Source organism: Flavobacterium sp. ACN2, assembly GCF_002303885.1.
Taxonomy (GTDB): Bacteria; Bacteroidota; Bacteroidia; order Flavobacteriales; family Flavobacteriaceae; genus Flavobacterium.
On the sequence record NZ_MRCM01000014.1, the window covers coordinates 1 to 22,121 of the forward strand.

General features: G+C 31.5%; 20 protein-coding genes and 1 tRNA gene. 13 read left to right on the forward strand and 8 right to left on the reverse strand.

The features are described 5' to 3' along the window. Positions 1-100: 100 nt before the first annotated feature. Positions 101-2,218: a glutamine--tRNA ligase/YqeY domain fusion protein gene (locus BSF41_RS16275; protein WP_095930563.1), complete on the reverse strand. Its 2,118-nt coding sequence runs from the start codon at positions 2,216-2,218 to the stop codon at positions 101-103. A 142-nt stretch (positions 2,219-2,360) separates the two neighbouring features. Between BSF41_RS16275 and BSF41_RS16280 the strand changes: the two genes are divergently transcribed. From BSF41_RS16280 to BSF41_RS23660, 4 genes are all read left to right on the forward strand, one after another. Further along, positions 2,361-2,576 carry a hypothetical protein gene (locus BSF41_RS16280; RefSeq protein WP_095930564.1) on the forward strand — a complete coding sequence of 72 codons (216 nt, stop codon included), beginning with the start codon at positions 2,361-2,363 and terminating at the stop codon, positions 2,574-2,576. Next, positions 2,567-2,878 (forward strand): hypothetical protein, encoded by a 312-nt coding sequence (locus BSF41_RS16285; RefSeq protein ID WP_095930565.1) that lies wholly within the window; start codon positions 2,567-2,569, stop codon positions 2,876-2,878. The genes BSF41_RS16280 and BSF41_RS16285 overlap by 10 nt, the downstream gene beginning before the upstream one ends. Before the next feature lie 3 nt (positions 2,879-2,881). After that, positions 2,882-3,241 carry a dihydroneopterin aldolase gene (gene folB, locus BSF41_RS16290; RefSeq protein ID WP_095930566.1) on the forward strand — a complete coding sequence of 120 codons (360 nt, stop codon included), beginning with the start codon at positions 2,882-2,884 and terminating at the stop codon, positions 3,239-3,241. A gap of 94 nt (positions 3,242-3,335) precedes the next feature. After that, positions 3,336-3,406: transfer RNA gene (locus BSF41_RS23660), tRNA-Cys, on the forward strand. Between the two features lie 423 nt (positions 3,407-3,829). On the opposite strand, the gene BSF41_RS16295 is transcribed toward BSF41_RS23660, so the two are convergent. Genes BSF41_RS16295 through rnr form a run of 3 tightly spaced genes read right to left on the reverse strand, consistent with a single transcriptional unit; the run spans position 3,830 to position 7,399 of the window. Next, positions 3,830-4,510, reverse strand: a complete 681-nt coding sequence (locus BSF41_RS16295; RefSeq protein WP_095930567.1) for a LysE family translocator — start codon at positions 4,508-4,510, stop codon at positions 3,830-3,832. A gap of 13 nt (positions 4,511-4,523) precedes the next feature. Then, positions 4,524-5,192, reverse strand: a complete 669-nt coding sequence (locus BSF41_RS16300; RefSeq protein ID WP_095930568.1) for a head GIN domain-containing protein — start codon at positions 5,190-5,192, stop codon at positions 4,524-4,526. A gap of 23 nt (positions 5,193-5,215) precedes the next feature. After that, the gene (rnr, locus tag BSF41_RS16305; RefSeq protein ID WP_095930569.1) at positions 5,216-7,399 is read right to left on the reverse strand and encodes a ribonuclease R; all 2,184 of its coding nucleotides are present in this window, start codon (positions 7,397-7,399) and stop codon (positions 5,216-5,218) included. 110 nt (positions 7,400-7,509) lie between these two features. Here rnr and BSF41_RS16310 point away from each other — a divergent pair, with 110 nt between their 5' ends. Further along, a complete protein-coding gene (locus BSF41_RS16310; protein ID WP_095930570.1) occupies positions 7,510-7,743 on the forward strand; it encodes a putative signal transducing protein in 234 nt (77 codons plus the stop codon). A gap of 41 nt (positions 7,744-7,784) precedes the next feature. On the opposite strand, the gene BSF41_RS16315 is transcribed toward BSF41_RS16310, so the two are convergent. Beyond that, positions 7,785-9,224, reverse strand: a complete 1,440-nt coding sequence (locus tag BSF41_RS16315; protein WP_095930571.1) for a T9SS type A sorting domain-containing protein — start codon at positions 9,222-9,224, stop codon at positions 7,785-7,787. 957 nt (positions 9,225-10,181) lie between these two features. On the opposite strand from BSF41_RS16315, the gene rpiB reads away from it, so the two are divergent. Beyond that, positions 10,182-10,613 carry a ribose 5-phosphate isomerase B gene (gene rpiB, locus BSF41_RS16320; protein ID WP_008465784.1) on the forward strand — a complete coding sequence of 144 codons (432 nt, stop codon included), beginning with the start codon at positions 10,182-10,184 and terminating at the stop codon, positions 10,611-10,613. A 152-nt stretch (positions 10,614-10,765) separates the two neighbouring features. Here rpiB and BSF41_RS16325 read toward each other — a convergent pair whose 3' ends face one another. Beyond that, on the reverse strand, positions 10,766-11,035 hold the full coding sequence (locus tag BSF41_RS16325) for a DUF1294 domain-containing protein (protein WP_095930572.1): 270 nt from the start codon (positions 11,033-11,035) through the stop codon (positions 10,766-10,768). Between the two features lie 115 nt (positions 11,036-11,150). On the opposite strand from BSF41_RS16325, the gene BSF41_RS16330 reads away from it, so the two are divergent. Further along, on the forward strand, positions 11,151-13,274 hold the full coding sequence (locus BSF41_RS16330) for a Tex family protein (protein ID WP_095930573.1): 2,124 nt from the start codon (positions 11,151-11,153) through the stop codon (positions 13,272-13,274). A 95-nt stretch (positions 13,275-13,369) separates the two neighbouring features. Here the strand turns inward: BSF41_RS16330 and BSF41_RS16335 are convergent, their stop codons facing one another. Next, positions 13,370-14,767 (reverse strand): glycosyl hydrolase family 8, encoded by a 1,398-nt coding sequence (locus BSF41_RS16335; RefSeq protein WP_095930574.1) that lies wholly within the window; start codon positions 14,765-14,767, stop codon positions 13,370-13,372. Positions 14,768-14,868: 101 nt separating this feature from the next. Then, a complete protein-coding gene (locus BSF41_RS16340; protein ID WP_008465789.1) occupies positions 14,869-15,048 on the reverse strand; it encodes a twin-arginine translocase TatA/TatE family subunit in 180 nt (59 codons plus the stop codon). A 213-nt stretch (positions 15,049-15,261) separates the two neighbouring features. On the opposite strand from BSF41_RS16340, the gene BSF41_RS16345 reads away from it, so the two are divergent. The 6 genes from BSF41_RS16345 to BSF41_RS16370 all read left to right on the forward strand — a co-directional run bounded on the left by BSF41_RS16345 (position 15,262) and on the right by BSF41_RS16370 (position 22,119). Beyond that, entirely contained in the window at positions 15,262-15,768 is a 507-nt protein-coding gene (locus tag BSF41_RS16345; protein ID WP_095930575.1) for a peptidase, read from the forward strand. 11 nt (positions 15,769-15,779) lie between these two features. Continuing rightward, a complete protein-coding gene (locus BSF41_RS16350) occupies positions 15,780-17,264 on the forward strand; it encodes a GH3 auxin-responsive promoter family protein (protein WP_095930576.1) in 1,485 nt (494 codons plus the stop codon). A gap of 140 nt (positions 17,265-17,404) precedes the next feature. Then, positions 17,405-19,081: a hypothetical protein gene (locus tag BSF41_RS16355; RefSeq protein WP_095930577.1), complete on the forward strand. Its 1,677-nt coding sequence runs from the start codon at positions 17,405-17,407 to the stop codon at positions 19,079-19,081. Between the two features lie 12 nt (positions 19,082-19,093). Continuing rightward, positions 19,094-20,086: a hypothetical protein gene (locus BSF41_RS16360; RefSeq protein ID WP_095930578.1), complete on the forward strand. Its 993-nt coding sequence runs from the start codon at positions 19,094-19,096 to the stop codon at positions 20,084-20,086. A gap of 65 nt (positions 20,087-20,151) precedes the next feature. After that, positions 20,152-20,700, forward strand: a complete 549-nt coding sequence (locus BSF41_RS16365) for a hypothetical protein (RefSeq protein WP_095930579.1) — start codon at positions 20,152-20,154, stop codon at positions 20,698-20,700. Positions 20,701-20,850: 150 nt separating this feature from the next. Beyond that, positions 20,851-22,119, forward strand: a complete 1,269-nt coding sequence (locus tag BSF41_RS16370; RefSeq protein WP_172426928.1) for an oligosaccharide flippase family protein — start codon at positions 20,851-20,853, stop codon at positions 22,117-22,119. Positions 22,120-22,121 lie beyond the last annotated feature (2 nt).

The following is a 22,121-nucleotide window of genomic DNA, read 5'->3' on the forward strand; positions in this document are numbered from 1 at the left end:
CTTTTAATCTATAAAAATTATAAATTTATATATTTTAATAGTTAATCTATATAATAAAAAAAAGCGCTTATAAAAGCGCTTTTCATAAATTTAGTTGATATTACTTCTTCACCATTTCAGAAAGAATTTCAATTTCTCTTTCAGAAGCATTTTTTGGTGGATTTGAATATAATTTCAAAATTTCATCATCATATTGATTTTTGAAACTTTCACTTTCAATATCCCTTAAATTTAAAAGTGCTTTTGACCTTACATAAGTCGATTCACTTTTTAGAGACATTGAATATAATTTCTTAATATCTTCTTCTTCAAAATCTGTAGATTTCCAGTTTGAATACTTCAAAATAAATTGAGAAAATAACAGCGAAGCCTTATTATTGTTGATATTCTTCTTCAAAGAATTCTGTAAAAGTGAAAAAGTAGAGATATTTTTGATGTTCTCCCCTATCGCACTTTCAATTGCAATACGCTCGGGTTTAGTCTCAACTTTAAAATATTTGTTAATATCTTTCAAAGAATTATTGATGCTATTTTCTTCTTTTTTACCCTTTTCTTCCCAAGCATCTTTCAATCCAACAGTTTTGTTAAATACTAGTTTTGAAGCAGTTGAGTCTTTATCAACAGTAAAATAACCTAAACGTTGAAACTGAAATTTATCTTCATTTTGAGCTGTTGATAAACTTGGTTCAACAAATCCGGTTACAATTTCTAATGAATTTGGATTCACAAAATCTAAGAAGTTTTTCTCTTTATAACTGTCTGGAGCTTCATCTGTAAACAAACGATCGTACAAACGAACTTCTGCTTCCAATGCATGCTGGATTGAAACCCAATGCAATGTTCCAGATACTTTTCTTTGGCTTGCTTCAGTTCCGCTTCCGCTTAAAGAATCGGTATCATACGTTACATGAATTTCTGTAATATTACCTTCAGCATCTTTTATAACAGATTCACCTTTAATAATATAAGCATTTTTAAGACGAACTTCTTTTCCTAAAGTCAAACGGAAAAACTTAGCTGGAGCTTCTTCCAAAAAGTCTTCTCTTTCAATGTATAACTCACGAGAAAATGGCACTTTTCTGAAACCTGCACTTTCATCTTCCTGATTGTTTTCGGCTTCCAACCACTCCTCTTTTCCTTCTGGATAATTAGTAATTACCAGTTTTACCGGATCTAAAACAGCCATTACACGAGGTGCAATTTTGTTCAAATCTTCACGAATACAGAATTCTAAAACCGATACATTAATCAGATTATCACGTTTTGCAATACCAATTGTATTAGCAAAATTACGCAAAGATACAGCTGTATAACCACGTCTTCTTAATCCAGAAATGGTTGACATTCTTGGATCATCCCAACCGTTAACATGCTTTTCTTTAACTAGTTGCTGTAATTTTCTTTTACTAACAACGGTATGTGATAAGTTACGTCTAGCAAATTCTCTTTGCTTTGGACGCAGTTTATTTTCATCTAAAATCTGATCTAAAAACCAATCGTATAATTCACGATGAGGCAAGAATTCTAGTGTACAAAATGAGTGCGAAATCTGCTCTAAATAATCACTTTGTCCGTGTGCCCAATCGTACATTGGATAAATTTTCCAGGCATCTCCAGTTCTGTGATGTTCTTTATGTAAAATTCTGTACATGATAGGATCACGCATTAACATGTTTGTTGATTTCATGTCAATTTTTGCACGAAGAATATGTGTACCAGCCTCAAATTCACCGTTTTTCATTCTTTCGAATAAATCTAAGTTTTCTTCAACAGAACGATTTCTGTATGGACTATCCGTTCCTGGAGTTGTTGGAGTTCCTTTCTGGATCGCCATTTCTTCAGAAGATTGGCTGTCAACATAAGCTTTATCTTTTTTAATTAATAAAACTGCCCAATCGTATAATTGTTGGAAATAATCTGATGCATAACATTCTTCGGCCCATTTGTATCCTAGCCATTCTACATCTTTTTTAATAGCATCAACAAATTCCTGTTCTTCTTTTTCAGGGTTTGTATCATCAAAACGTAAATTCACAGGAGATTGATAATCAATTCCTAAACCAAAATTTAACGCAATAGAACTTGCGTGCCCAATGTGTAAATAACCATTAGGTTCTGGTGGAAAACGAAAGCGAAGTTTAGTATTTGAAAGACCTGATTTGACGTCTTCCTCTATGATTTGTTCAATAAAATTGAGTGATTTCTCTTCTGATGCCATTATTTTATAGTAATTTTAGCAAAGATAAAAAAAAGGTTTCAGGTTTCAGGTTTAAAGTTATTTAAGTCGCACAAAACATGAAACGTTAAAGCTGAAACTCGAAATTAATTTTATTAGTATTTTTGTACAAATATTCAGAATTATGAGACAATTAACTGTTACAATTCCAGACGATTTTTACGAAACTTTTATTAGTTTTTTTAAACATATTCCAGATGTTTCTATAAATGAAAATATTGAGAATGAAATTCCGCTATGGCAACAAGAAATTGTTTTGGATCGTATAAAGAATGCTAAACCAGAGGATTATATTCCTATAGAAGATGCCTTAAAAGAGTTAGATAAAAAATGGCTTTAGAAGAAAATTATAAAACCATAATTCTTCAAAGAGCAAAACTAGAAGTAGATGAAACAGCTTTTTATTATGAATCTATAAGAAAAGGCTTGGGCAAATTATTTTACAAAGAGTTTAAAAACTATGCTTTAACGTTAAAAACTATGCCTTTTTTTGAGGAAAAATACAATATTGTCCGTACATTACCTTTAAAGAAATTTCCTTATACCATTCACTTTACAGTTGATGAATTAGAAAAAATTGTTTCTATTCAAGCTGTAACATCCAATTACCAAGATCCAAACACCACAAGAATAAAATTATAAAAAATGGGAGTTATTAAACTAAAAAATATCCGTACTTTTTCTTACCACGGATGTTTAATTGAAGAAGGAAAAATTGGATCTGATTATACTGTTGATCTAAAAATTAAAACCAATTTACAGAAATCAGCAGAAACAGATCATCTTTTAGATACTGTTGATTATGTTCATTTGAACAAAATTGTAGCCGAAGAAATGGCAATTCGTTCGCATTTATTAGAGCATGTTGCCAAAAGAATCAATATTCGTGTGCTGGCAGAGATAGAAACAGTAGAAAAAACTACAGTTTGGGTTTCTAAAATAAATCCGCCTATTGGTGGTGATGTTGAGTCAGTTACTATAAAAATGACGGAAATTAGAAAGTAATCACTGCAATTAAATCTGTATTTTTTTAAAATAGTTCATTCGAAACTTTTGAAATTTAAAGATTTTAGTTACTTTTGCCAACCGTTCAAGTAATGGCGTCGTGGCCGAGCGGCTAGGCTGGGCTCTGCAAAAGCTCCTACTCCGGTTCGAATCCGGACGATGCCTCAAAACCTTCAAAGCAATTTGAAGGTTTTTTTTATGTTTAATTTTTAGAAAAAATTAATTAAAATATATTGGTTCGAATCCAGACGATACCTTAAAACCTTCAAAGCAATTTGAAGGTTTTTTTATGTTTAATTTTTAGAAAAAATTAGATAAAGATTTATGTTCGAATCTGAACGATACAAAAAAGAGATACAGAAATGTGTCTCTTTTTTTGTGCTTAATTTTTTCACAATCTTGTCATTCTGAGGAACGAAGAATCACACTAGAAATTTCGTAAACAATATCGCCAATCTTTGTCGAGTCCCTAGTGTGATTCTACGTTCCTCAGAATGACAAACTGGAGTCAACTTTAATGAACGTTATAAACACAAAAAAACCTCTGAAATTCAGAGGTTTGATTTTATATTTTTGAGTTATTAACAACTACTTTTTCTCTATTCTTTCGAAAGCATTTTTAACCATTTCTTTTTCCTTTGGAAACCAGCCTTGAATTACTAAAGCAAATCCGAAAACCATTAAAACAATGCTAATTCCTTTTTTAATTTTAAGAATATTAGTTGGCGTCATTTTCGATTTTAACTGTTTGGCTAATAAAATCTTAGCACAATCAATTAATAAATAAGTGATAATTACTGCAGCAAAAAAGGTCATCATTCTTGAAGTCTGCATATCTAACTTTGGTCCTACAGAGATAATTACTGCTAGCCAGAAGCCTAAAACTCCGATGTTAATAACATTCAGTAAAAAGCCTTTTACAAACAAACTTCCATAGTTTCTTTTCAGAATGTCACGATCAATTTCTTCATCGTTTATTTTTTCCTCTTTCTTTAGTTTTACAAACGAAATAATACCGTAGGAAAGCATAATTATTCCTCCAAAAATAAAAAGTGCCGGATCGTCTTTTAAACTCGAAATCAAACGGTAACTTCCTAGATAAGCAATAGCAATAAAAAAAATATCACCTAGTACTACTCCAAGATCAAAAACCATTGCAGCTCTGAATCCTTTTGTAATACTGGTTTCTAATAAAACAAAAAATACAGGACCTACCATAAAACTAAGAACAAGTCCCCAGGGAAGTCCCGCTAGAATATCATTAATCATCAATTGCTACTTGTTATTTTACTTCTTCTATTTTACCGCCAAAAACAGTTTTTTGGTTTATTTGCTTTGGTTTTCCATAAATGTAAATAGAGCCTCCTGCGCTCACTTTTGCATCGACAAGGGTAGAAGCATTAACATCTGCTTTTCCTCCCGCAGAAACGCTTACAGTAGTCTGAGAAGTCTCTAATTTACTAGCAAGTAAATAACCTCCTGCTCCTAAACTTGCAACTTGATTTTCTGCTTTTCCTGTCAAAGTGATAGAACCTCCTGAAACAGAGCTTACTTTGAGTTTATCAACATTCAAATCAACATTAATAACACCTCCTTCTTGTGCGCTTACTTTAAAAGAAGTTGCTTTGATAGCTTCACTGCTTTTTACCTCTGCTCCTTCATTAACATCAATAAGTTCTAAATGTTTGTAGTATAATGTAATATCAAGATCATTTCCCGACAAAAGTTTTGGGAAAGGCATTCTTAATTTTAAAATACCATTTTTATTAACCGCTTCAACCTCTGCTTCTCTTGCTCCTTTGATAATAATTTTATTTTCAGATGACTGAACTAATTTTACACTTAATTTATCAAATACTTTTACGGTATCAAAATCACCTAAATCTTTGGTAACCTGACCAAAAGACATTTGTACAAATAAAATTGCTGCTCCAATAATTAGCTTTCTCATACTTTTATTTTTAAATTAATTATTTATTCTGCTCTTCTTAAAAAATGAAAATCCAGTTGTTTTTTAACTAAATCGGCATTTTTTACCTTCACATAAATCTCGTCTCCTAATTGTAGTAAACGGTTTGAAGTTGCTCCAACCAATGCATATTGTCTTTCGTCAAAAGTATAGTAATCCTCTTTTATTTCTCTGATTCTTACCATTCCTTCACATTTATTAGAAACGATTTCAACATAAATTCCCCATTCGGTAACACCAGAAATAACTCCAAGGAATTCTTCATCCTGATGATCCTGCATGTATTTAACCTGCATGTATTTGATACTATCTCGCTCAGCATTTGTTGCTAAGTTTTCCATGTTTGAACAATGCAGACATTTGGTTTCGTAAGTTTCTTCATCTACAGAAGCTCCTCCGTCCAAATAATATTGTAACAAACGGTGTACCATAACGTCTGGATAACGACGAATTGGCGATGTAAAATGACTATAATAATCAAAAGCTAAACCATAATGACCAATATTATCAGTGGAGTATTTGGCTTTGCTCATACTTCTAATGGCAAGAGTATCAATAAGATTTTGTTCTTTCTTACCATTTACTTCTTCCATCAAAGCATTTATCGATTTCGCTATATCACCTTTTGTTCTAAAATCAATTTTATAACCAAACTTAGCAATTACAGTTTGCATGGCAACCAGTTTATCTTCATTTGGTTCATCGTGAATACGGTAAACAAAGGTTTTCTTTTGTTTACCAATGTATTCTGCTACTTTTCTGTTAGCCAAAAGCATAAATTCTTCAATCAAATGATTGGCATCTTTTGAAACTTTAAAGTACACTCCTTCTGGTTCTCCTTCTTCATTAAGATTAAATTTAACTTCCACTTTATCAAAAGAAATAGCACCTTGCTGCATTCTTTTCTTTCTTAAAATCTTAGCTAATTCATCCAATTTTAAAGTGGCTTCAACAATTTCATCTGAAACTACATACGATTCTCCGGTAATAGAAATATCAACTGGAATGGTATTATTTCCTTTTGTTTCAATAATATGCTGAGCCTCTTCGTAAGCAAAACGCTGATCTGAATAAATTACTGTTCTTCCAAACCATTGGTTAATAACCTGTGAAGTTGGCGAAATTTCAAATACTGCAGAAAATGTATATTTCTCTTCATTTGGACGAAGTGAACAAGCAAAGTTAGACAATACTTCTGGAAGCATTGGCACTACTCTATCGACCAAATAAACCGAAGTAGCTCTTTGATACGCTTCATCATCCAAGATTGTTCCTTCTTCTAAATAATACGAAACATCGGCAATATGAATTCCAATTTCAAAGTTTCCATTCTCTAACTTTTTGAAAGACAATGCATCATCAAAATCTTTTGCATCTTTTGGGTCAATCGTAAACGTAAGTGTATCACGCATATCACGACGTTTTGCAATTTCAGATTCCTGAATCGAAGTGTCCAGCTTTTGTGCAAACACCTCTACTTCAACAGGAAAATCTGCTGGCAAGCCATATTCAGCTAGAATAGCATGAATTTCTGTATTATGTTCTCCAGGTTTTCCAAGTACTCGAATTACAGATCCAAACGGACTATCGGCTCTTTTTGGCCAGTCTTCAATCTTAACTAAAACAACATCACCATTTTCTGCTTCACCAATTTTATCTTTTGGAATAAAAATATCGGTATACATTTTAGGATTTGCAGTAGAAACAAAAGCAAAATTTGGCTGCATATCAATTACACCAACAAATTCTGTTTTATCTCTTTCGACTACTTCAATTACTTCACCTTCAGGTCTTTTTCCTTTTCTACGGTTATAAACGTAAACTTTTACTTTGTCTTTATCTAATGCACGATTCAAATTATTGGTCGGAATAAAAACATCTTCTTCAAATTCATCACAAATAAAATATGCCGTTTTTCTGCTCGTCATATCTATTGTTCCTTCGTAGTAGTCCTGGCTTATTGCTTTAATCAAGTATTTTCCAGGTTCTGTTTCTATAATCTTCTTTTGAGCTGCAAGAATCTTTAGTTCTTTTATAATCTGATTTCTACTATTTGTATCATCTAATTCTAGCTTAGCTCCTATTTGTTTGTAATTGAAAGGTTTATTAGCATTTTGCGATAAAATCTTAAGTATTTTTCCAGAGAAATCTTTCTCCTTTTTTATCGGCTTTCTAATTTTCTTACTCATATATCTTTTCTAATAAGGCTTAAAATTACAAATAAGATATCAGATAATACTTTTTAGCAAATAGAATTATTAAAAATATAACTTTTCGTACATTTACAAAAAGACCTAAAATGGAAAGCTTCAAAACGATTGCCGTATTCAATTATCTGCACGAAACCGTAGTTCTCAAACACTTACTAGAACAAGAAGGAATTCCATTCTTTTTTGAAAACGAAATGACACTCTCTGTCATGCCGTTTTACTCCAACGCACTCGGTGGCATCAAACTCAAAGTTCATCCAAACGATTTCGAAGAAGTCCAGCAAATTCTGGACAATCTCAACAATCCTTTAAAAATTGTATAGATAAAAAAAGGCCACCATTTGGCAGCCTTTCTAATCATTTTTTAATTAATCAAGATTTTTTTTGTTGCTTTTCCTTTATCTGTAACAATTTCAAATAAATAGGTTCCATTTGATAAAGAATTTACATTGATAACCTTATTATTTTCTGTTCTAATTAATTGTCCTAGAATATTGTAAATATTTACTTTTTGTAAATTCAAATTTTCCTGAAGATCTATAGTTACAACTTGTGAAGCTGGATTAGGAAAAATTCTAGAATTATTTAGAACAAATTTATTTGTATTTAATTCTCCAAATAATTGAAATATTCTGATTTCTCCTCTACTTTTTCCGCCTCCAGCACTTATTGAAGCATTAATTGCAACTATAGAACCATCGGCAGAAATCGCAATTTTTGTACCGCTTAAATCATAACCTGTTCCATTAATATTATCTCCAATTTGGTTCCAATTACCATTAGCATACTTATATACTTTTGTCTGTCCCGCATTATATATTATATCACTATTTTGATTATCACTAAAAGCAACTATAGAACCATCAGAAGATAAAGCTACATCATAACCAATATGATTATTTTGTTGAGTTCCAGAAAATGTATTTCCTTTTTGTTTCCATACACCTCCTTCATTTTGATATACGCTTACAGAGCCATAACTTATACTTTGATCTATCCCAGGTGCGCCCACAACTACTGTATTTCCATCTGAAGATAAAGAAACTGAAAAACCACAATTAGCATTTTTTACCTTTCCATCAATATCACTTCCAATTTGAATCCATTTATTATCTACGTTACTAAAAACTCTTACATATCCAGCATTTAAAAAACTTCCACTATTTTGGTATCCTCCAATAGCAATTTTAGAGCCATCAGGAGTTAGAGAAATACTTTTTCCAAACTTGCTATTTGAAGCTTCTCCATCAATATCTTCACCTATTTGTTGCCAATTGCTTGAATTATTTCGAAATATCTTAACTGTACCTGAGTCAAAACCAGCATGATCTTCTTCCGAAAAGCCAAAAGCCAATACATTACCATCATTAGATATAACAACCTTATCTGGTCTAGAAAGTGTTGAAAAATCAAGATTATTTGTCTGTTTTATCCAACTTCCAGAAACATTTCGATACATTCTAACATAATTAGCCCCTGAAGAAGTATAACCACAGCAAACCAAAAATTTTCCATCACCAGAAAGTGTTAAATGTCGTCCAAGATAATCTTCCTTTTTTTCACCATATATATCATTTCCAACTTGCTTCCAGACATTAGATATCCTTTGATAAACTCTAATTAATCCTGCACCTGTACCGTTGTCAGCATTAAATGCAGAACCAATTGCAATCGTTGATCCATCTGGAGTTAAAGAAATAGATTGCCCCATTGTATCATAATCATTTTTTCCATTTATGGTTCCAATCTCAGTTTGTCCAAAAGATAAAATAGGAAACAAAATAAAAAGTAAAATTTTCTTCATACATCAATAATTTATATTTCAGGTAAATATACATATTTCTACAAGCAATAAATTTCTTTCTCAAATCAACAATTTGAAGAAATAGAGTTCGAAACTCAATTTTAAAGATTTTGAACAGAGCACCGACAATTTTGACAATCTCAATAATCCGTTGAAAATCGTCTGAAACAAAACTCAAAACAGAACAAAATTCAATTCATCAAAAAATTTTTTTCCTTTTCAACTTTTTTAGTTTTCAACATATATTAAATACAACAAAAAAGATTTTTAAAAATTTAAAAAAATTTGTTGGTTATTATAGTGTGTTAATATGTCGAATAAATTTATTTTTAAAAGTATTGAAATCAAGTTTCTCTTAGTTATTGTGAGTTATCAACATAGTTATTTTTGGTTAAATGATTAATTTATAAGACTTTTTGTATTTTAATTAACAACGGTTGACAACCAAATTTGATTTGATTTTGTAGATAAGTTGATATGTTGATTTCTGTTGAAAATGGTATTTTTGATATTGATAACTTTTCCAAAAATTCACGAAACTTTTCTTGGATATTTAATTCCTCTTTTGGATTAGGCATTTTTTTGAAACAACCAAAAAAAACTTCTAATTTTCTTTTCGAACTTATTAACATTTTCTGTTAACTTAAAGTTAATTGAATATCAAGCAATTACAAACTCCTATTAACACCTCAAAATTTTAACAAATATTCTGTTTATTCTTCATTGATTATGAGATAGTTATAGAGTTATTAAAATTGTTAATAACCTATAAGGTTTTGACAGTAAGATAGTTGTGATTCTTGTTTTTTGAAACGAATTACACGAATGTGTACGAACTTATATTAGAATGTTTATATAGTATTGAAAAAGAAAATAATTTGTGAAAATTGGTGTAATTCGTAGCAACCATTTATTAATTGAGTAAATTTGCATAACACAACTTAATAGTATAGAAAAATGAAAATTTCGATAGGAAACGACCACGCAGGACCAGAATATAAAAAAGCAATTGTTGAAATGCTGAAAGCTAGAGGATATGAAGTAACTAACTATGGTACAGATACTGATGCTTCTGTTGATTATCCTGATTTTGGACATCCAGTGGCAAATGATGTATCTGAAGGAAAAGCTGATTTTGGAATCGTAATCTGCGGAAGCGGAAACGGAATTGCAATGACTGTTAATAAACACCCTAAAGTACGAGCTGGTTTATGCTGGACTAAAGAAATTGCCTATTTAACTCGTTTACATAATGATGCAAATATTGTGAGTATTCCAGCAAGATTTACCTCAATTCATCAAGCTGTTGAAATCGTTGAAACTTTCCTTGATACCGCTTTTGAAGGTGGTAGACACCAAAATAGAGTGAATAAAATTGCTTGTGCATAAAAAGTCAAAAAAAAATTCGGTGCTTCGCACCTAGTAATAAACACACCGGGCCGATTTTTTAATTTGCCCGTTTTTTTATTTAAGTATTTATAATTCAATTATTTAAACTTGTATAAGATCAATGTTTTTTGAGTTATCAACAATGTTAATATCTACTTTTTGTAATTCATAAAGGCAATTATAAGTAATGCTTGAATTATTAAAATCAAAACAAACTTCACAATAAAAGAAGTTTTACTCGTTTTATGTCTAAATAGTAACATTGCTGTTAATAACCCTGGCGAGCCTCCAGCTAAAGCCATGAGAAACAAGGTTTTTTCAGGAATTCTTCGGTTATTTTTTCGAGCTTGAGATTTGTCATATCCAGCGAAAATAAAAACCAGAACATTTATAAATAAAAAATATAGTAATAAAACTTCCATTGGTTTAAAATTAGAAACAAAGATATTATTTTAGCCAAATGATTTACTATTTTGCAGAAACATTTTAACAAGTAAATTACACTATTTTAAATAAGAAAATCATTTCATTAAAAGTATGACTAATATTCAATTCATTGCCAAGTCTGTGCAGGCGCCAGCAGTTAGTATTCAAAACACAGTAAAATTATTAGAAGAAGACTGTACGATTCCGTTTATTTCGCGTTACCGAAAAGATGCTACCGGAAATCTTGATGAAACTGTAATTGAGCAGATTGCAAAACTTCAAAAAGATTATGATACACTTATAAAACGCAAAGAAGCCGTTTTAAAATCTATTGAAGAGCAAAAAGCACTTACGCCAGATTTGAAGAAAAAAATTGAAGATAGTTTTGATTTACAAGAAATTGAAGATTTTTACCTTCCGTACAAAAAGAAGAAAAAAACAAAAGCCGATGTTGCGCGCGAATTTGGTTTAGAACCTTTGGCGAAATTGATTATATCTGAAAGTGATGCTGATATTGATTTTATTTCAACACAGTACATTAATGAAAATGTTATTAACGAAGAGGCCGCTATTCAAGGCGCAAGAGATATTGTAGCCGAATGGATCAATGAGAATATCTATGTTCGTAAACAGCTTCGTAGATTATTTCAGCGAAAAGCGTCGATTACTACAAAAGTGGTTAAAAAGAAAGCCGAAGAAGAAGGAGCACAAAAATTCAACCAATATTTTGATTGGGAAGAACCTTTAACAAAAGCTCCAGCACACCGTTTATTGGCAATGCTTCGTGCAGAAAATGAAGGTTTTATCAAAATGAAAATAGATGTTGATATCGACGATGCGTACGATGTTATTGACGAAATCATCATTAAAAAACAAAATAATTCGACAGCTCATTTACAATTAGCAATAGAAGATAGTTATAAACGTTTATTGAATCCGGCAATTGGAAATGAAACCCTGCAGGAAGCAAAAGCAAAAGCGGATGCCAACTCAATTCAGGTTTTTGCCAACAATTTAGGACAGTTATTATTGGCTCCGCCGTTGGGAGAAAAACGTATTTTGGCAATCGATCCTGGATTTAGAAGCGGTTGTAAAGTGGTTTGTCTGGACGAAAAAGGCGATTTATTATACAACGAAACCATTTATCCGCACGCGCCTCAAAATGAGGAATCGATGGCGATTAAAAAAATTCGTTCGATGGTAAATGCATATCAAATTGATGCGATTTCTATTGGAAACGGAACAGCTTCGAGAGAAACTGAATTTTTCATCAAAAAAATCGCGTTTGACAAACCAGTTCAGGTATTTATAGTTTCTGAAGCTGGAGCCTCAGTATATTCGGCATCAAAAATTGCGAGAGAAGAATTTCCAAATTACGATGTAACGGTGCGTGGATCGGTTTCTATTGGACGACGACTTTCAGATCCGCTGGCCGAATTGGTAAAAATTGATCCAAAAGCGATTGGAGTAGGGCAGTATCAGCACGATGTTGACCAAACTAAATTAAAAGAAGAATTAGATAATACGGTTATTCGTTGCGTAAACTCGGTCGGAATTAACATCAACACGGCAAGTAAACATTTACTAAGTTATGTGAGTGGAATCGGGGAGAAGCTGGCTGAAAACATTGTACAGTATCGTTCTGAAAACGGGCCTTTTGAAGATAGAAAACAGTTGAAAAAAGTACCTCGTTTGGGAGATAAAGCCTATCAGCAAGGAGCAGCGTTTATTAGAATTACAAATGCTAAAAATCCGCTGGATAATTCGGCGGTGCATCCAGAAGCTTATTCGGTTGTTGAAAAGATGGCAAAAGATTTGAATATTTCTCTAAACGAATTAATTGCTAACAAAGAGAAAACAGCACTTATTAAAGCAGAAAAGTATGTTACTCCTGAAATTGGTTTACTTACGCTGAAAGACATCATTAAAGAGCTTGAAAAGCCTGGATTGGATCCAAGAAAGTCGGCTAAGGTTTTTGAATTCGACGCAAACGTAAAATCGATCAAAGATGTGAAAACTGGAATGATTCTTCCAGGAATTGTTAATAACATTACCAACTTTGGCTGTTTTGTTGACATCGGAATTAAAGAAAGCGGATTGGTTCATATTTCGCAGTTAAAAGCGGGGTTTGTAAGCGATGTAAATGAAGTGGTGAAACTGCATCAGCATGTTGATGTAAAAGTTACTGAGGTTGATGAAGATAGAAAGAGAATTCAATTAACAATGATCTTGTAAAAAACAATTTTTAAATCCGAAAATCATTTTTTTTTGAATTCTTAAATAAAAAAACTCCCAAACTACATTAGTAATTTGGGAGTTTCTATTTTAGGTTATTTCAAAATCACTTTTTTGGTAATGCTTTTAAAATTCTCATTAGATATTTTTACAAAATAAACACCTCTTGATTGGTTAGCTAAATTTATTTCTGTCAATTCTGAAGTTGTTTTTTGCTGATGAATAATACTTCCGGAAGAAGAAATTATCGAGATAGTAGATTGCCCAGGCGCGTTAACTGTGATTCGATCAGCACTCGGATTGGGGTAAAGCGTGACTGTAGATTTTTTAATATCGAAATTATCATTTGATAATGTGGCATTTAATGGTAAATAGAAATTACCTGTTAGTAAAAGGGAGTATAATGTTTTTAATGTTTGATGAAAATAATTATTTGGCTCGTTGAGGTTTTTAAGATCAATATAAGAAGCATTTAAATGCGCCGGATCTTCACCAGCCATGGCCGCGCAGGCAAAAGCGCCCACAAACGTAGCATTATGCCATTGTCCGATTACGTTTCCATTTTGATTGTAACCGTCTTTGATGTTTGCAGAACCGCCAAGATTAACCCGAACAAAATCTGATGTTTTTTTAGAATAGGTTTTGGCATCAGGAGACCCGTACCAAAGATAATCAACGGCAATTCTCCAAGGAGTTCTAGCGGCATCATAAGTATAGGTTTTTCCTGCATTAGCATATCTATTAGCTTCAGCTGAATAAGCTCCAGAAGCTTCGCACCAATCAGAAACTAAACCGCCAACAGCATTATTCTGTGTCAAATTATTGTTGATAACCGTATAAGCCTTAGCAGCAACTTGATTCCAAAAAGCCACATCATTTGTAAAAACCCCAAAAGCTCGGTAATAAGCAGGAGAGAAGTAGGATATATTGGTAATTTGGCTTCCGCCGAATTGATCTCCAGGTTTTAAAACAAAAGTATTAGCTTCAATTTCAAATTTTTTAATTGCTGCAATAAGTGCTTTTGCATCACTTTTGTAATTGATGCTTCCAGAACTTGCCCATTGATAATCGGCAACAATTAAAGCAAATGCCGCGTCTAGTTCTGCATCTGTAGCTCCATTAAATTCTTTTGAACCAGAACAACCGTTAATTTTCCAATTCATAACGCCATTTCCATTCACATGGTCTTTGTAGTAAAGCCAGAAACCGTCAAAGAGTATTTTATCGGCCATATAAGCAGAAAGGAGCATTCCGTATGCAATACCTTCAGAAACGGTTTCACCCGGATTGTCAAATTTTACCCTGTACCGGCCATTGTTGCAGTCTTCGACAAAATTGGTTTTCCAAGTATCGTAATTGTTTTGTGCATCCTGACTGTTTTTGGATACAGCCATAATTCCGTTTCCGTACACCTTATTGGCGGGAAAGGGTTGAGTTTGCGACCAACTTTCTGCTGTGAGCAGAAAAGCCATCACTAAAAGTAAGTTTTTCATATGTAAAAAATTTAGGGTGCCTAAAAGTAAGATTTTTTAGATATAAAAAAAATCCCAAACTACAATTTGTAATTTGGGATTTAATAAGTTTTTCGAATTTATTATTTCGTTTCTTCTTCTTGTTTTTTAGAAGCAGCAGGTTGATCGTCTTTAGCAGCGTTTTTAAATTCCTTAATTCCACTTCCTAAACCTTTCATTAATTCTGGAATTTTTTTACCTCCAAAAAGTAATATCACAATACCTACGATAACAAGGATTTCTGTAAGACCTAATCTTCCCATGACTAATATATTTAATGCCGAAGCAAATTGTTTATCTTAATTATTCCGCAAAGGTATATAGAAATATACGAAATAGAAGTATTTTTAGTTTAAAATATTTCGATAAGACCACGTTAAATATTTTATAAAATCGTAAATTATAGCTCTTCATGAAATTTTTAGAACAAATATCATGACGATTAATTACTATATTTGCTAGCATAAAGATGTAGAATGACTAAGAATAAGAAAAAGAATTTTAGGAAAAAACTATTCATTAAAAACAGATTAGTAATTTTAAATGAAGACACTTTTGAAGAGATCTTTTCTTTTAAGCTTACTTTAATGAATGTGTTTGTAACGTTTACTTTAGGTGGAATATTTCTAATTTTGGTTACAACTTTCATTATTGCATTTACCCCACTTCGTGAATTTATTCCTGGATATTCTTCGACAGAATTAAAACGAAATGCTACGAAACTGGCTATTAAATCAGATTCTTTAGAAACGGCTTTAAAACAAAATGAAGTTTATATAAAAGGAATTCAGAAAGTTTTAAAAGGGGAATTAGAATATTCAAAATTTAATAAAGATTCTATCTTAGCAGAATCTGTTGAAGATGCCTCAGATTTAAATATGAAAGCATCTGATGCAGAAATAAAGCTAAGAGAGGATGTAGCCGAAACAGAAAAAGAGCTAAAGACAAAATCTCAAGACAAAAAGAAAAGTGACAAAAAATAATACCACTAAAAATGTCAATTAAGTCAATTGCGGCAAAAATTTTTGCCCGAAAAATATATAAACAAACGCTTAAATGGACTGAAAAACCAGTTGAAACCCAACAAAAGGTTTTTAAAAGTTTGATAGAGAATGCAAAAAGTACTGCATTTGGAAAAGATCATCATTTTGATCAGATAAAAAACTTTGAGGATTTTCAGAAACGTGTTCCTGTAAGAGATTATGAAGATTTAAAACCTTATGTTGAAAAGGTTGTAAAAGGCGAATCGGATATTTTATGGAAAGGAAAACCATTGTATTTTGCTAAAACTTCGGGGACAACTTCGGGAGCAAAATTTATTCCGTTAACCAAAGAATCGATGCCTTATCATATAGAAGCAGCTCGAAATGCGATTTTACATTATATTCATGAAACGGGAAATGCTGATTTTATTGACGGAAAAATGATTTTTTTGCAGGGAAGTCCAATTCTAACCGAAAAATACGGAATCAAATTCGGAAGACTTTCTGGAATTGTAGCACACTTTGTTCCTAAATATTTACAGAAAAACAGAATGCCATCTTGGGAAACCAATTGTATTGAAGATTGGGAAACCAAAGTAAATGCTATTGCAGATGAAACTATCAAAGAAAATATGTCGGTGATTTCTGGAATTCCGTCTTGGGTCCAGATGTATTTTGAACGTTTACAGCAAAAAAGCGGCGGAAAAAAGATTGGCGAGATCTTCAAAAACTTTAATCTTTTTATTTACGGAGGTGTAAATTACGAACCTTATCGCGCCAAATTTGAAAACATGATTGGTCGAAAAGTTGATAGTATCGAATTGTTTCCTGCTTCTGAAGGTTTTTTTGCCTATCAAGATTCTCAGAAAGAAAAAGGAATGCTTTTATTGTTGAATTCAGGAATTTTCTTCGAGTTCATAAAAGCAGACGAATTCTTTAACGAAAATCCGAAAGTATATACAATTGGGGAAGTTGAGGTAGGAGTAAACTATGTTTTGATTATTTCGACCAATGCAGGACTTTGGCGTTATAATATTGGAGATACTATTCTATTTACCTCTTTGGCTCCGCATCGTGTTATAGTTTCTGGACGTATTAAACATTATATTTCGGCTTTTGGCGAACACGTAATTGCCAATGAGGTCGAAAATGCGATGAAAGAAGCCGTAAATTCTACTAATATTGTAATTAACGAATTTACCGTTGCACCACAAATAACGCCTGCAAGCGGATTACCTTATCATGAATGGCTAATAGAATTTGAAAAAGAGCCTGAAAACATGGAAATTTTTGCAGAAACGATTGACAATTCAATGCGTAAGCAGAATATTTATTACGATGATTTAATTACCGGAAACGTTTTACGAAAAGTAGTGATCACGAAAGTTTCTAAAAATGGATTTCACGATTACATGAAATCGCAAGGAAAACTGGGCGGGCAAAATAAACTTCCTAGATTATCAAATAATAGAGATATTGCAGATAATTTAAAGTAGAATTTAGCTTTTTCAAAAAAACCTTCTAACAATTTGTTAAATGGTAATTCTTTAAAGTTATATATATAATTCCTACTTTCGCCTTTCGAAATATTCGAATCTTCTTTAAAAATTAAAGTTGATTTTTTAAATTAAATGACATGAAAGAAACCAAACATATATCAAGATCTAGAGCGCAGGAATCTTCTGCGGCTATAGAAAAAATGTACATTACAATGCGCCATTTATTCAACCGTGGTTTTTACAAACCAATGGGAGTTTCGGGCGATAGTTTAAGAGAATCATTATTGGCATTACGTCCTGAGATTTACGGGAATATTGCCGAAGAAAAAGTAGAGCTTAACGGACTTTTGTACGTTATTGAGCGTCTTCCGATAGGAATTGAGCAATGCCGTTTTATCAATTTAACTTCAGACGAAGGATATTCTAAATCGCATTTCCAAGCAATTGTTCCTCCAAAAAGAAGAAGAAACTGCTATAGAATCGACGAAGAGCAAATGAATGTCGAAATCACGCGTGGACGTTCAGACATTTACGATATTCTAACCCACTTGACTTTCATTTTCATTGAATCTCATAAAATTAAAAATAGAGTTTTAATAGACGATGGAGGAGAGGTTTCTCGCGATTGGCAGAAACTGGAACAAGCTGTTATGCAGACCAAAAAGCTTACTTTGGTAGAAAAAGAAAAAGCGATTTCTCATGTTGCGAATATTTTGGCGAGAACTTTTGAGGAGGTTTTAGACATTTACGACGCATTTGGTTCAGAAACTGCTCCAGATCGTTTCTTGCACGTTATTTATTGGTTAGGAAAATTAGCAATCGAAGAAATTGTTGAAAATAATAAACGTACAATTACTTTTAGCCCAGTTTTACGTGAGCGTCTGGGACACCATATTCACGGAGAAATTTGGGCAACAAATATCAAAGAAGTTCTTAAAGCAAATGATTTGCTAAAAAGACCAATTCACGTCATTAGCGCTAATATGCATAGCGTAATGAATTCGATTTTTGCAACACCATTGTTAAAAACAAAATACAAAGGAAAAACAGATTTCTTTATTTATGAAGAATTAAGCGGTTCTGGTTCAAAAGAAATTAGATCTCAAGTAGAAGATTTGGCTTTAAAAAATGGAATGATTTCATTGCCAGATTGCTCAGGAACCAATATTGATGTTCAAATTTTTGATACCGCTAAAATTGATTGGTCAAAAACAGCCTTTTCTCACGCCAATGTGGGTGAAGATAAACCAGTAATTATCGTAATGGATTATGCTTTTGGTGAACAAGCCTACGAGACTATCGATGAACTTTTAAAACCATTTAAAAAAGAAACTTTACTTAATGTAAAATCAGTTTCTATTATGGGTAAAGCGGGAATTTTGGAAGGTGGAAAAGGAGATATCATGATTCCGTCTGCACATATTAACGAAGGAACGGCTGATAATTATTTCTTTGAAAATGAACTTAATGGCGCAATGTTCGAAGGAAATGATATAGATATTTATGAAGGAGCGATGGTTACCGTTTTAGGAACTTCATTGCAAAATAGAGATTTATTGAAATTTTTCCACGAATCGACTTGGGGAGTAATTGGTCTAGAAATGGAAGGTTCTTATTACCAAAAAGCAATTCAGTCGGCATCAAAAATTAGAAAAAGTGTACCACACGATATTAAAGTTCGTTATGCGTATTATGCTTCAGATAATCCTTTAGAAACAGGAAGTACTTTGGCTTCAGGCGGATTAGGAACAACAGGTGTAAAACCAACTTATTTGATTACCATTAAAATTTTAGAACAGATTTTCAATTTATAATAGCGCTTTTAAATGAGTACAAAAGTACCACAAAATGCAGAAGATCAAGAGATTGATTTAGTTCTGATTTCAAAGAAGGTTAATAGTTTTTTTGCTAGAATTAATACTTCTATTTTTAAAGGAATTCAGTTTTTCATAAAAAATTGGGTAATTGTTTTGGTTTTAGTTTTGTTAGGATTCGGTATAGGACTATTTCTAGACATTACTCAAAGAAAATATACGCATGAAATTATTGTAGCTCCAAATTTTGAGAGTACTGATTATTTATATTCAAAAATTAATTTAATTGACTCTAAAATTAATGAAGGCGATACACTCTTTTTAAAAAATACTGTTGGAATTCAATATCCTAAAAACCTTAAATCTATTGAAATAAAGCCTATAACCGATATCTATAAATTAATTGAAAATAAACCCGAAAATTTTGAATTAATAAAATTGATGTCAGATAATGGCGATGTCAAAAAAATTATAGAAGATAATCTGACCAGTAAAAATTACCGATATCACAGAATTTCAATTATGACAGATGGATTACTTGATGATAAAAAAGGGACAGAGCCATTTTTGGATTTCTTGAATAAAACAGATTTTTATAAAAAAATTCAAGACGTGCAATTAGCTAACGTTAAAGCGAAAATGGAGCAAAATGATGCGACAATTTCTCAGATTGAAGGCATATTGAATGAATTTTCTAATAAAGCAAATAACTCTCAAAAAAGTGATAAACTAATTTATTATAATGAGAACAATCAGCTTAACGATGTTATTAAAACAAAAGGGGATTTAGTTAGAGAACAAGGAAATCATAGAATTGAATTAATAGGCTACGATAAAATTATAAAAGATATTAGTACAACATTAAACATTGAAAAAGAAGGTATCCTTTACGGAAAAAAGAAACTGTTTTTTCCTTTCTTATTTGTTTTTATTTATATTTTGCTACAATTTTTTAAGGCTTTTTATAGAAAGCAAAAGTTATTAGTTGTAGATAAAATAGCATAGAAGAAATATTAATATAGATAAAGCATTTTTAAACTTTAAAAACTAAATTAGCCCAAAAATTTAAAATGAGAACAAAACTATTTTTTGCAAGTTTGATTTTATTCGTCACATTTACTTCATGTAAGAAAGAAGTTAGTAAAGAAGAGGTTAAACCCGCTGAAGTTGAAACAAAAAATAATAATTTTCAAGTGACTTTAACAGCAACAGTAAAAACGGACGATAATTTTCAGTTGTATTATAGCCAGGATGCTTATGAGGCTCCTTATAAAGAAGAAAATTCAGTTTGGACAGCTGTAAAAGGTAATGATAATCCGCAAGACATTGTTTTTAATCTTCCAGAAGATGCAATTCCGAATTATATCCGAATTGATTTTGGAACAAATGAAGACCAAAAAGAAATCATTATCAAAAATTTTAAAATGAAGTATTACAGTAAAAGTTTTGAAGCTAAAGATTCCTTATTTTTCAACTATTTCATTCCAAATGATTGTATAAAAATTGTAGATAAGAAAAATGCTGTTATACAAAACTTCAAAACTAAGGAAGGAAAATATGATCCGTTGTTTTATTCAGAAAAAGCACTTTATGATCAAATACAATTAATCGTAAAATAACTATATTTTATAAATATTTAGGAGCCACATTTTGTGGCTCTTTTTATCTGGTTTCGATACAAAATATTTTTTAACTTTTTTATAATGAATTTCGTAGCTTTTAAAATTAACCAAAAGCTTTATTCTAATTTCTAAACAAATCCTGTAATCTTGTTTAAATTAAATTACCAAAATATATTGCAAAATAGCCGAATCAGGAATTTTGTTATTTACGGAATTGGTCAGATTGTTAATCTGGTGAGTCCGCTTTTGGTAATGCCATATTTGGTAACTATTTGTGGAAAAGAAGGATTAGGTAAGATTGGAGTAGGATTTTCGTTTGCTTTAGTATTAAATGTCTTGGTCGATTACGGTTCTTATATTAACGGAACTAAAGAAATATCAATTAACAGAAATAACGCTGAAATTATAAGAAAGAAAATAGTTTCAATTTATGTAATGAAGTTATTTTTGATTGTAATTTTATTGTTTACAGCTCTTTTCCTGGTTTATTTTATACCCTTTTTTAAAAAAGAACAGGCTGTATTCTTTTTCAGTTTTTTATATGTGGTTGGTCAATTAATAAATCCCACTTGGATTTTTCAGGGTCTAGAAAATTATAAATGGATTTCCTTCATCAATATTATTTCTAAAGCAATATATGTAGCTGGGATCTTTATTTTTATTAATAAAAAGGGAGACTACATTTTTGCCAATGCTTATTTAGGATTGGGATTAATTATTTCGAGTTTGATAGGATTAATTAGTCTGATCGAAAAATACAATTTAAGATTCTACCGTAATGTCACTAAAGATGCGGTGCTGTTGTTAAAAGAGGAATTTTCTCTGACTTTTTCTCAGTTGTTTCTTTCATTTTATCAATATCTGCCAATAATGATCATTAGTTATGTAGGAGGAAATAATATGGCCGGACAATATAGAATTATAGAGCAGATTGTTATGACTTTCAGAACCTATTTGCAAATGTTTTTTAATTTCATTTATGCTGATGTTTGCCTGCAGATACATACGAGTTTAAAAAACGGAATTTCTAATTGGTTGAAGTATAATGGTCTAAATTATTTGTTTGTCCTATTATTAGTAGTTGTTGCATTTGTATTGACAGATCAGATTTTAATGTATTTCAATATTTCTTCAAATGAATTAGATTCTATGGCATTCTTTTTCAGACTAGGTCTGATTATTCCTCTGTTTATGGCAATTTCCTTTGCTTTAAAACAATTACTTTTTGCATTAGACAAGAATAAAATGTACATAAATATTACGATTGGCTCTTCTATTTTTAGTTTGTTCGTAATTTACTTGTTCGTAAAAAACATTGGACTCCAAGGTGCTTTTTTGGCTACAATTGTTATCGAAATAATGGTAATCCTTTTATATTGTACTGTTTTAAAACCAATAATTAGATTGAACAAGTAATA

What these genes read in the sequence shown, in the direction of transcription:
- BSF41_RS16295 (WP_095930567.1), bottom strand. Translation starts at nt 4,510, where the DNA reads ATGATTAATGATATTCTAGCGGGACTTCCCTGGGGACTTGTTCTTAGT.
- rpiB (WP_008465784.1), top strand. Translation starts at nt 10,182, where the DNA reads ATGAAAATTTCGATAGGAAACGACCACGCAGGACCAGAATATAAAAAA.
- BSF41_RS16360 (WP_095930578.1), top strand. Translation starts at nt 19,094, where the DNA reads ATGAGTACAAAAGTACCACAAAATGCAGAAGATCAAGAGATTGATTTA.
- rnr (WP_095930569.1), bottom strand. Translation starts at nt 7,399, where the DNA reads ATGAGTAAGAAAATTAGAAAGCCGATAAAAAAGGAGAAAGATTTCTCT.
- BSF41_RS16345 (WP_095930575.1), top strand. Translation starts at nt 15,262, where the DNA reads ATGACTAAGAATAAGAAAAAGAATTTTAGGAAAAAACTATTCATTAAA.
- BSF41_RS16335 (WP_095930574.1), bottom strand. Translation starts at nt 14,767, where the DNA reads ATGAAAAACTTACTTTTAGTGATGGCTTTTCTGCTCACAGCAGAAAGT.
- BSF41_RS16310 (WP_095930570.1), top strand. Translation starts at nt 7,510, where the DNA reads ATGGAAAGCTTCAAAACGATTGCCGTATTCAATTATCTGCACGAAACC.
- BSF41_RS16275 (WP_095930563.1), bottom strand. Translation starts at nt 2,218, where the DNA reads ATGGCATCAGAAGAGAAATCACTCAATTTTATTGAACAAATCATAGAG.
- BSF41_RS16325 (WP_095930572.1), bottom strand. Translation starts at nt 11,035, where the DNA reads ATGGAAGTTTTATTACTATATTTTTTATTTATAAATGTTCTGGTTTTT.
- BSF41_RS16340 (WP_008465789.1), bottom strand. Translation starts at nt 15,048, where the DNA reads ATGGGAAGATTAGGTCTTACAGAAATCCTTGTTATCGTAGGTATTGTG.
- BSF41_RS16300 (WP_095930568.1), bottom strand. Translation starts at nt 5,192, where the DNA reads ATGAGAAAGCTAATTATTGGAGCAGCAATTTTATTTGTACAAATGTCT.
- BSF41_RS16285 (WP_095930565.1), top strand. Translation starts at nt 2,567, where the DNA reads ATGGCTTTAGAAGAAAATTATAAAACCATAATTCTTCAAAGAGCAAAA.
- BSF41_RS16350 (WP_095930576.1), top strand. Translation starts at nt 15,780, where the DNA reads ATGTCAATTAAGTCAATTGCGGCAAAAATTTTTGCCCGAAAAATATAT.
- BSF41_RS16330 (WP_095930573.1), top strand. Translation starts at nt 11,151, where the DNA reads ATGACTAATATTCAATTCATTGCCAAGTCTGTGCAGGCGCCAGCAGTT.
- folB (WP_095930566.1), top strand. Translation starts at nt 2,882, where the DNA reads ATGGGAGTTATTAAACTAAAAAATATCCGTACTTTTTCTTACCACGGA.
- BSF41_RS16280 (WP_095930564.1), top strand. Translation starts at nt 2,361, where the DNA reads ATGAGACAATTAACTGTTACAATTCCAGACGATTTTTACGAAACTTTT.
- BSF41_RS16355 (WP_095930577.1), top strand. Translation starts at nt 17,405, where the DNA reads ATGAAAGAAACCAAACATATATCAAGATCTAGAGCGCAGGAATCTTCT.
- BSF41_RS16315 (WP_095930571.1), bottom strand. Translation starts at nt 9,224, where the DNA reads ATGAAGAAAATTTTACTTTTTATTTTGTTTCCTATTTTATCTTTTGGA.
- BSF41_RS16365 (WP_095930579.1), top strand. Translation starts at nt 20,152, where the DNA reads ATGAGAACAAAACTATTTTTTGCAAGTTTGATTTTATTCGTCACATTT.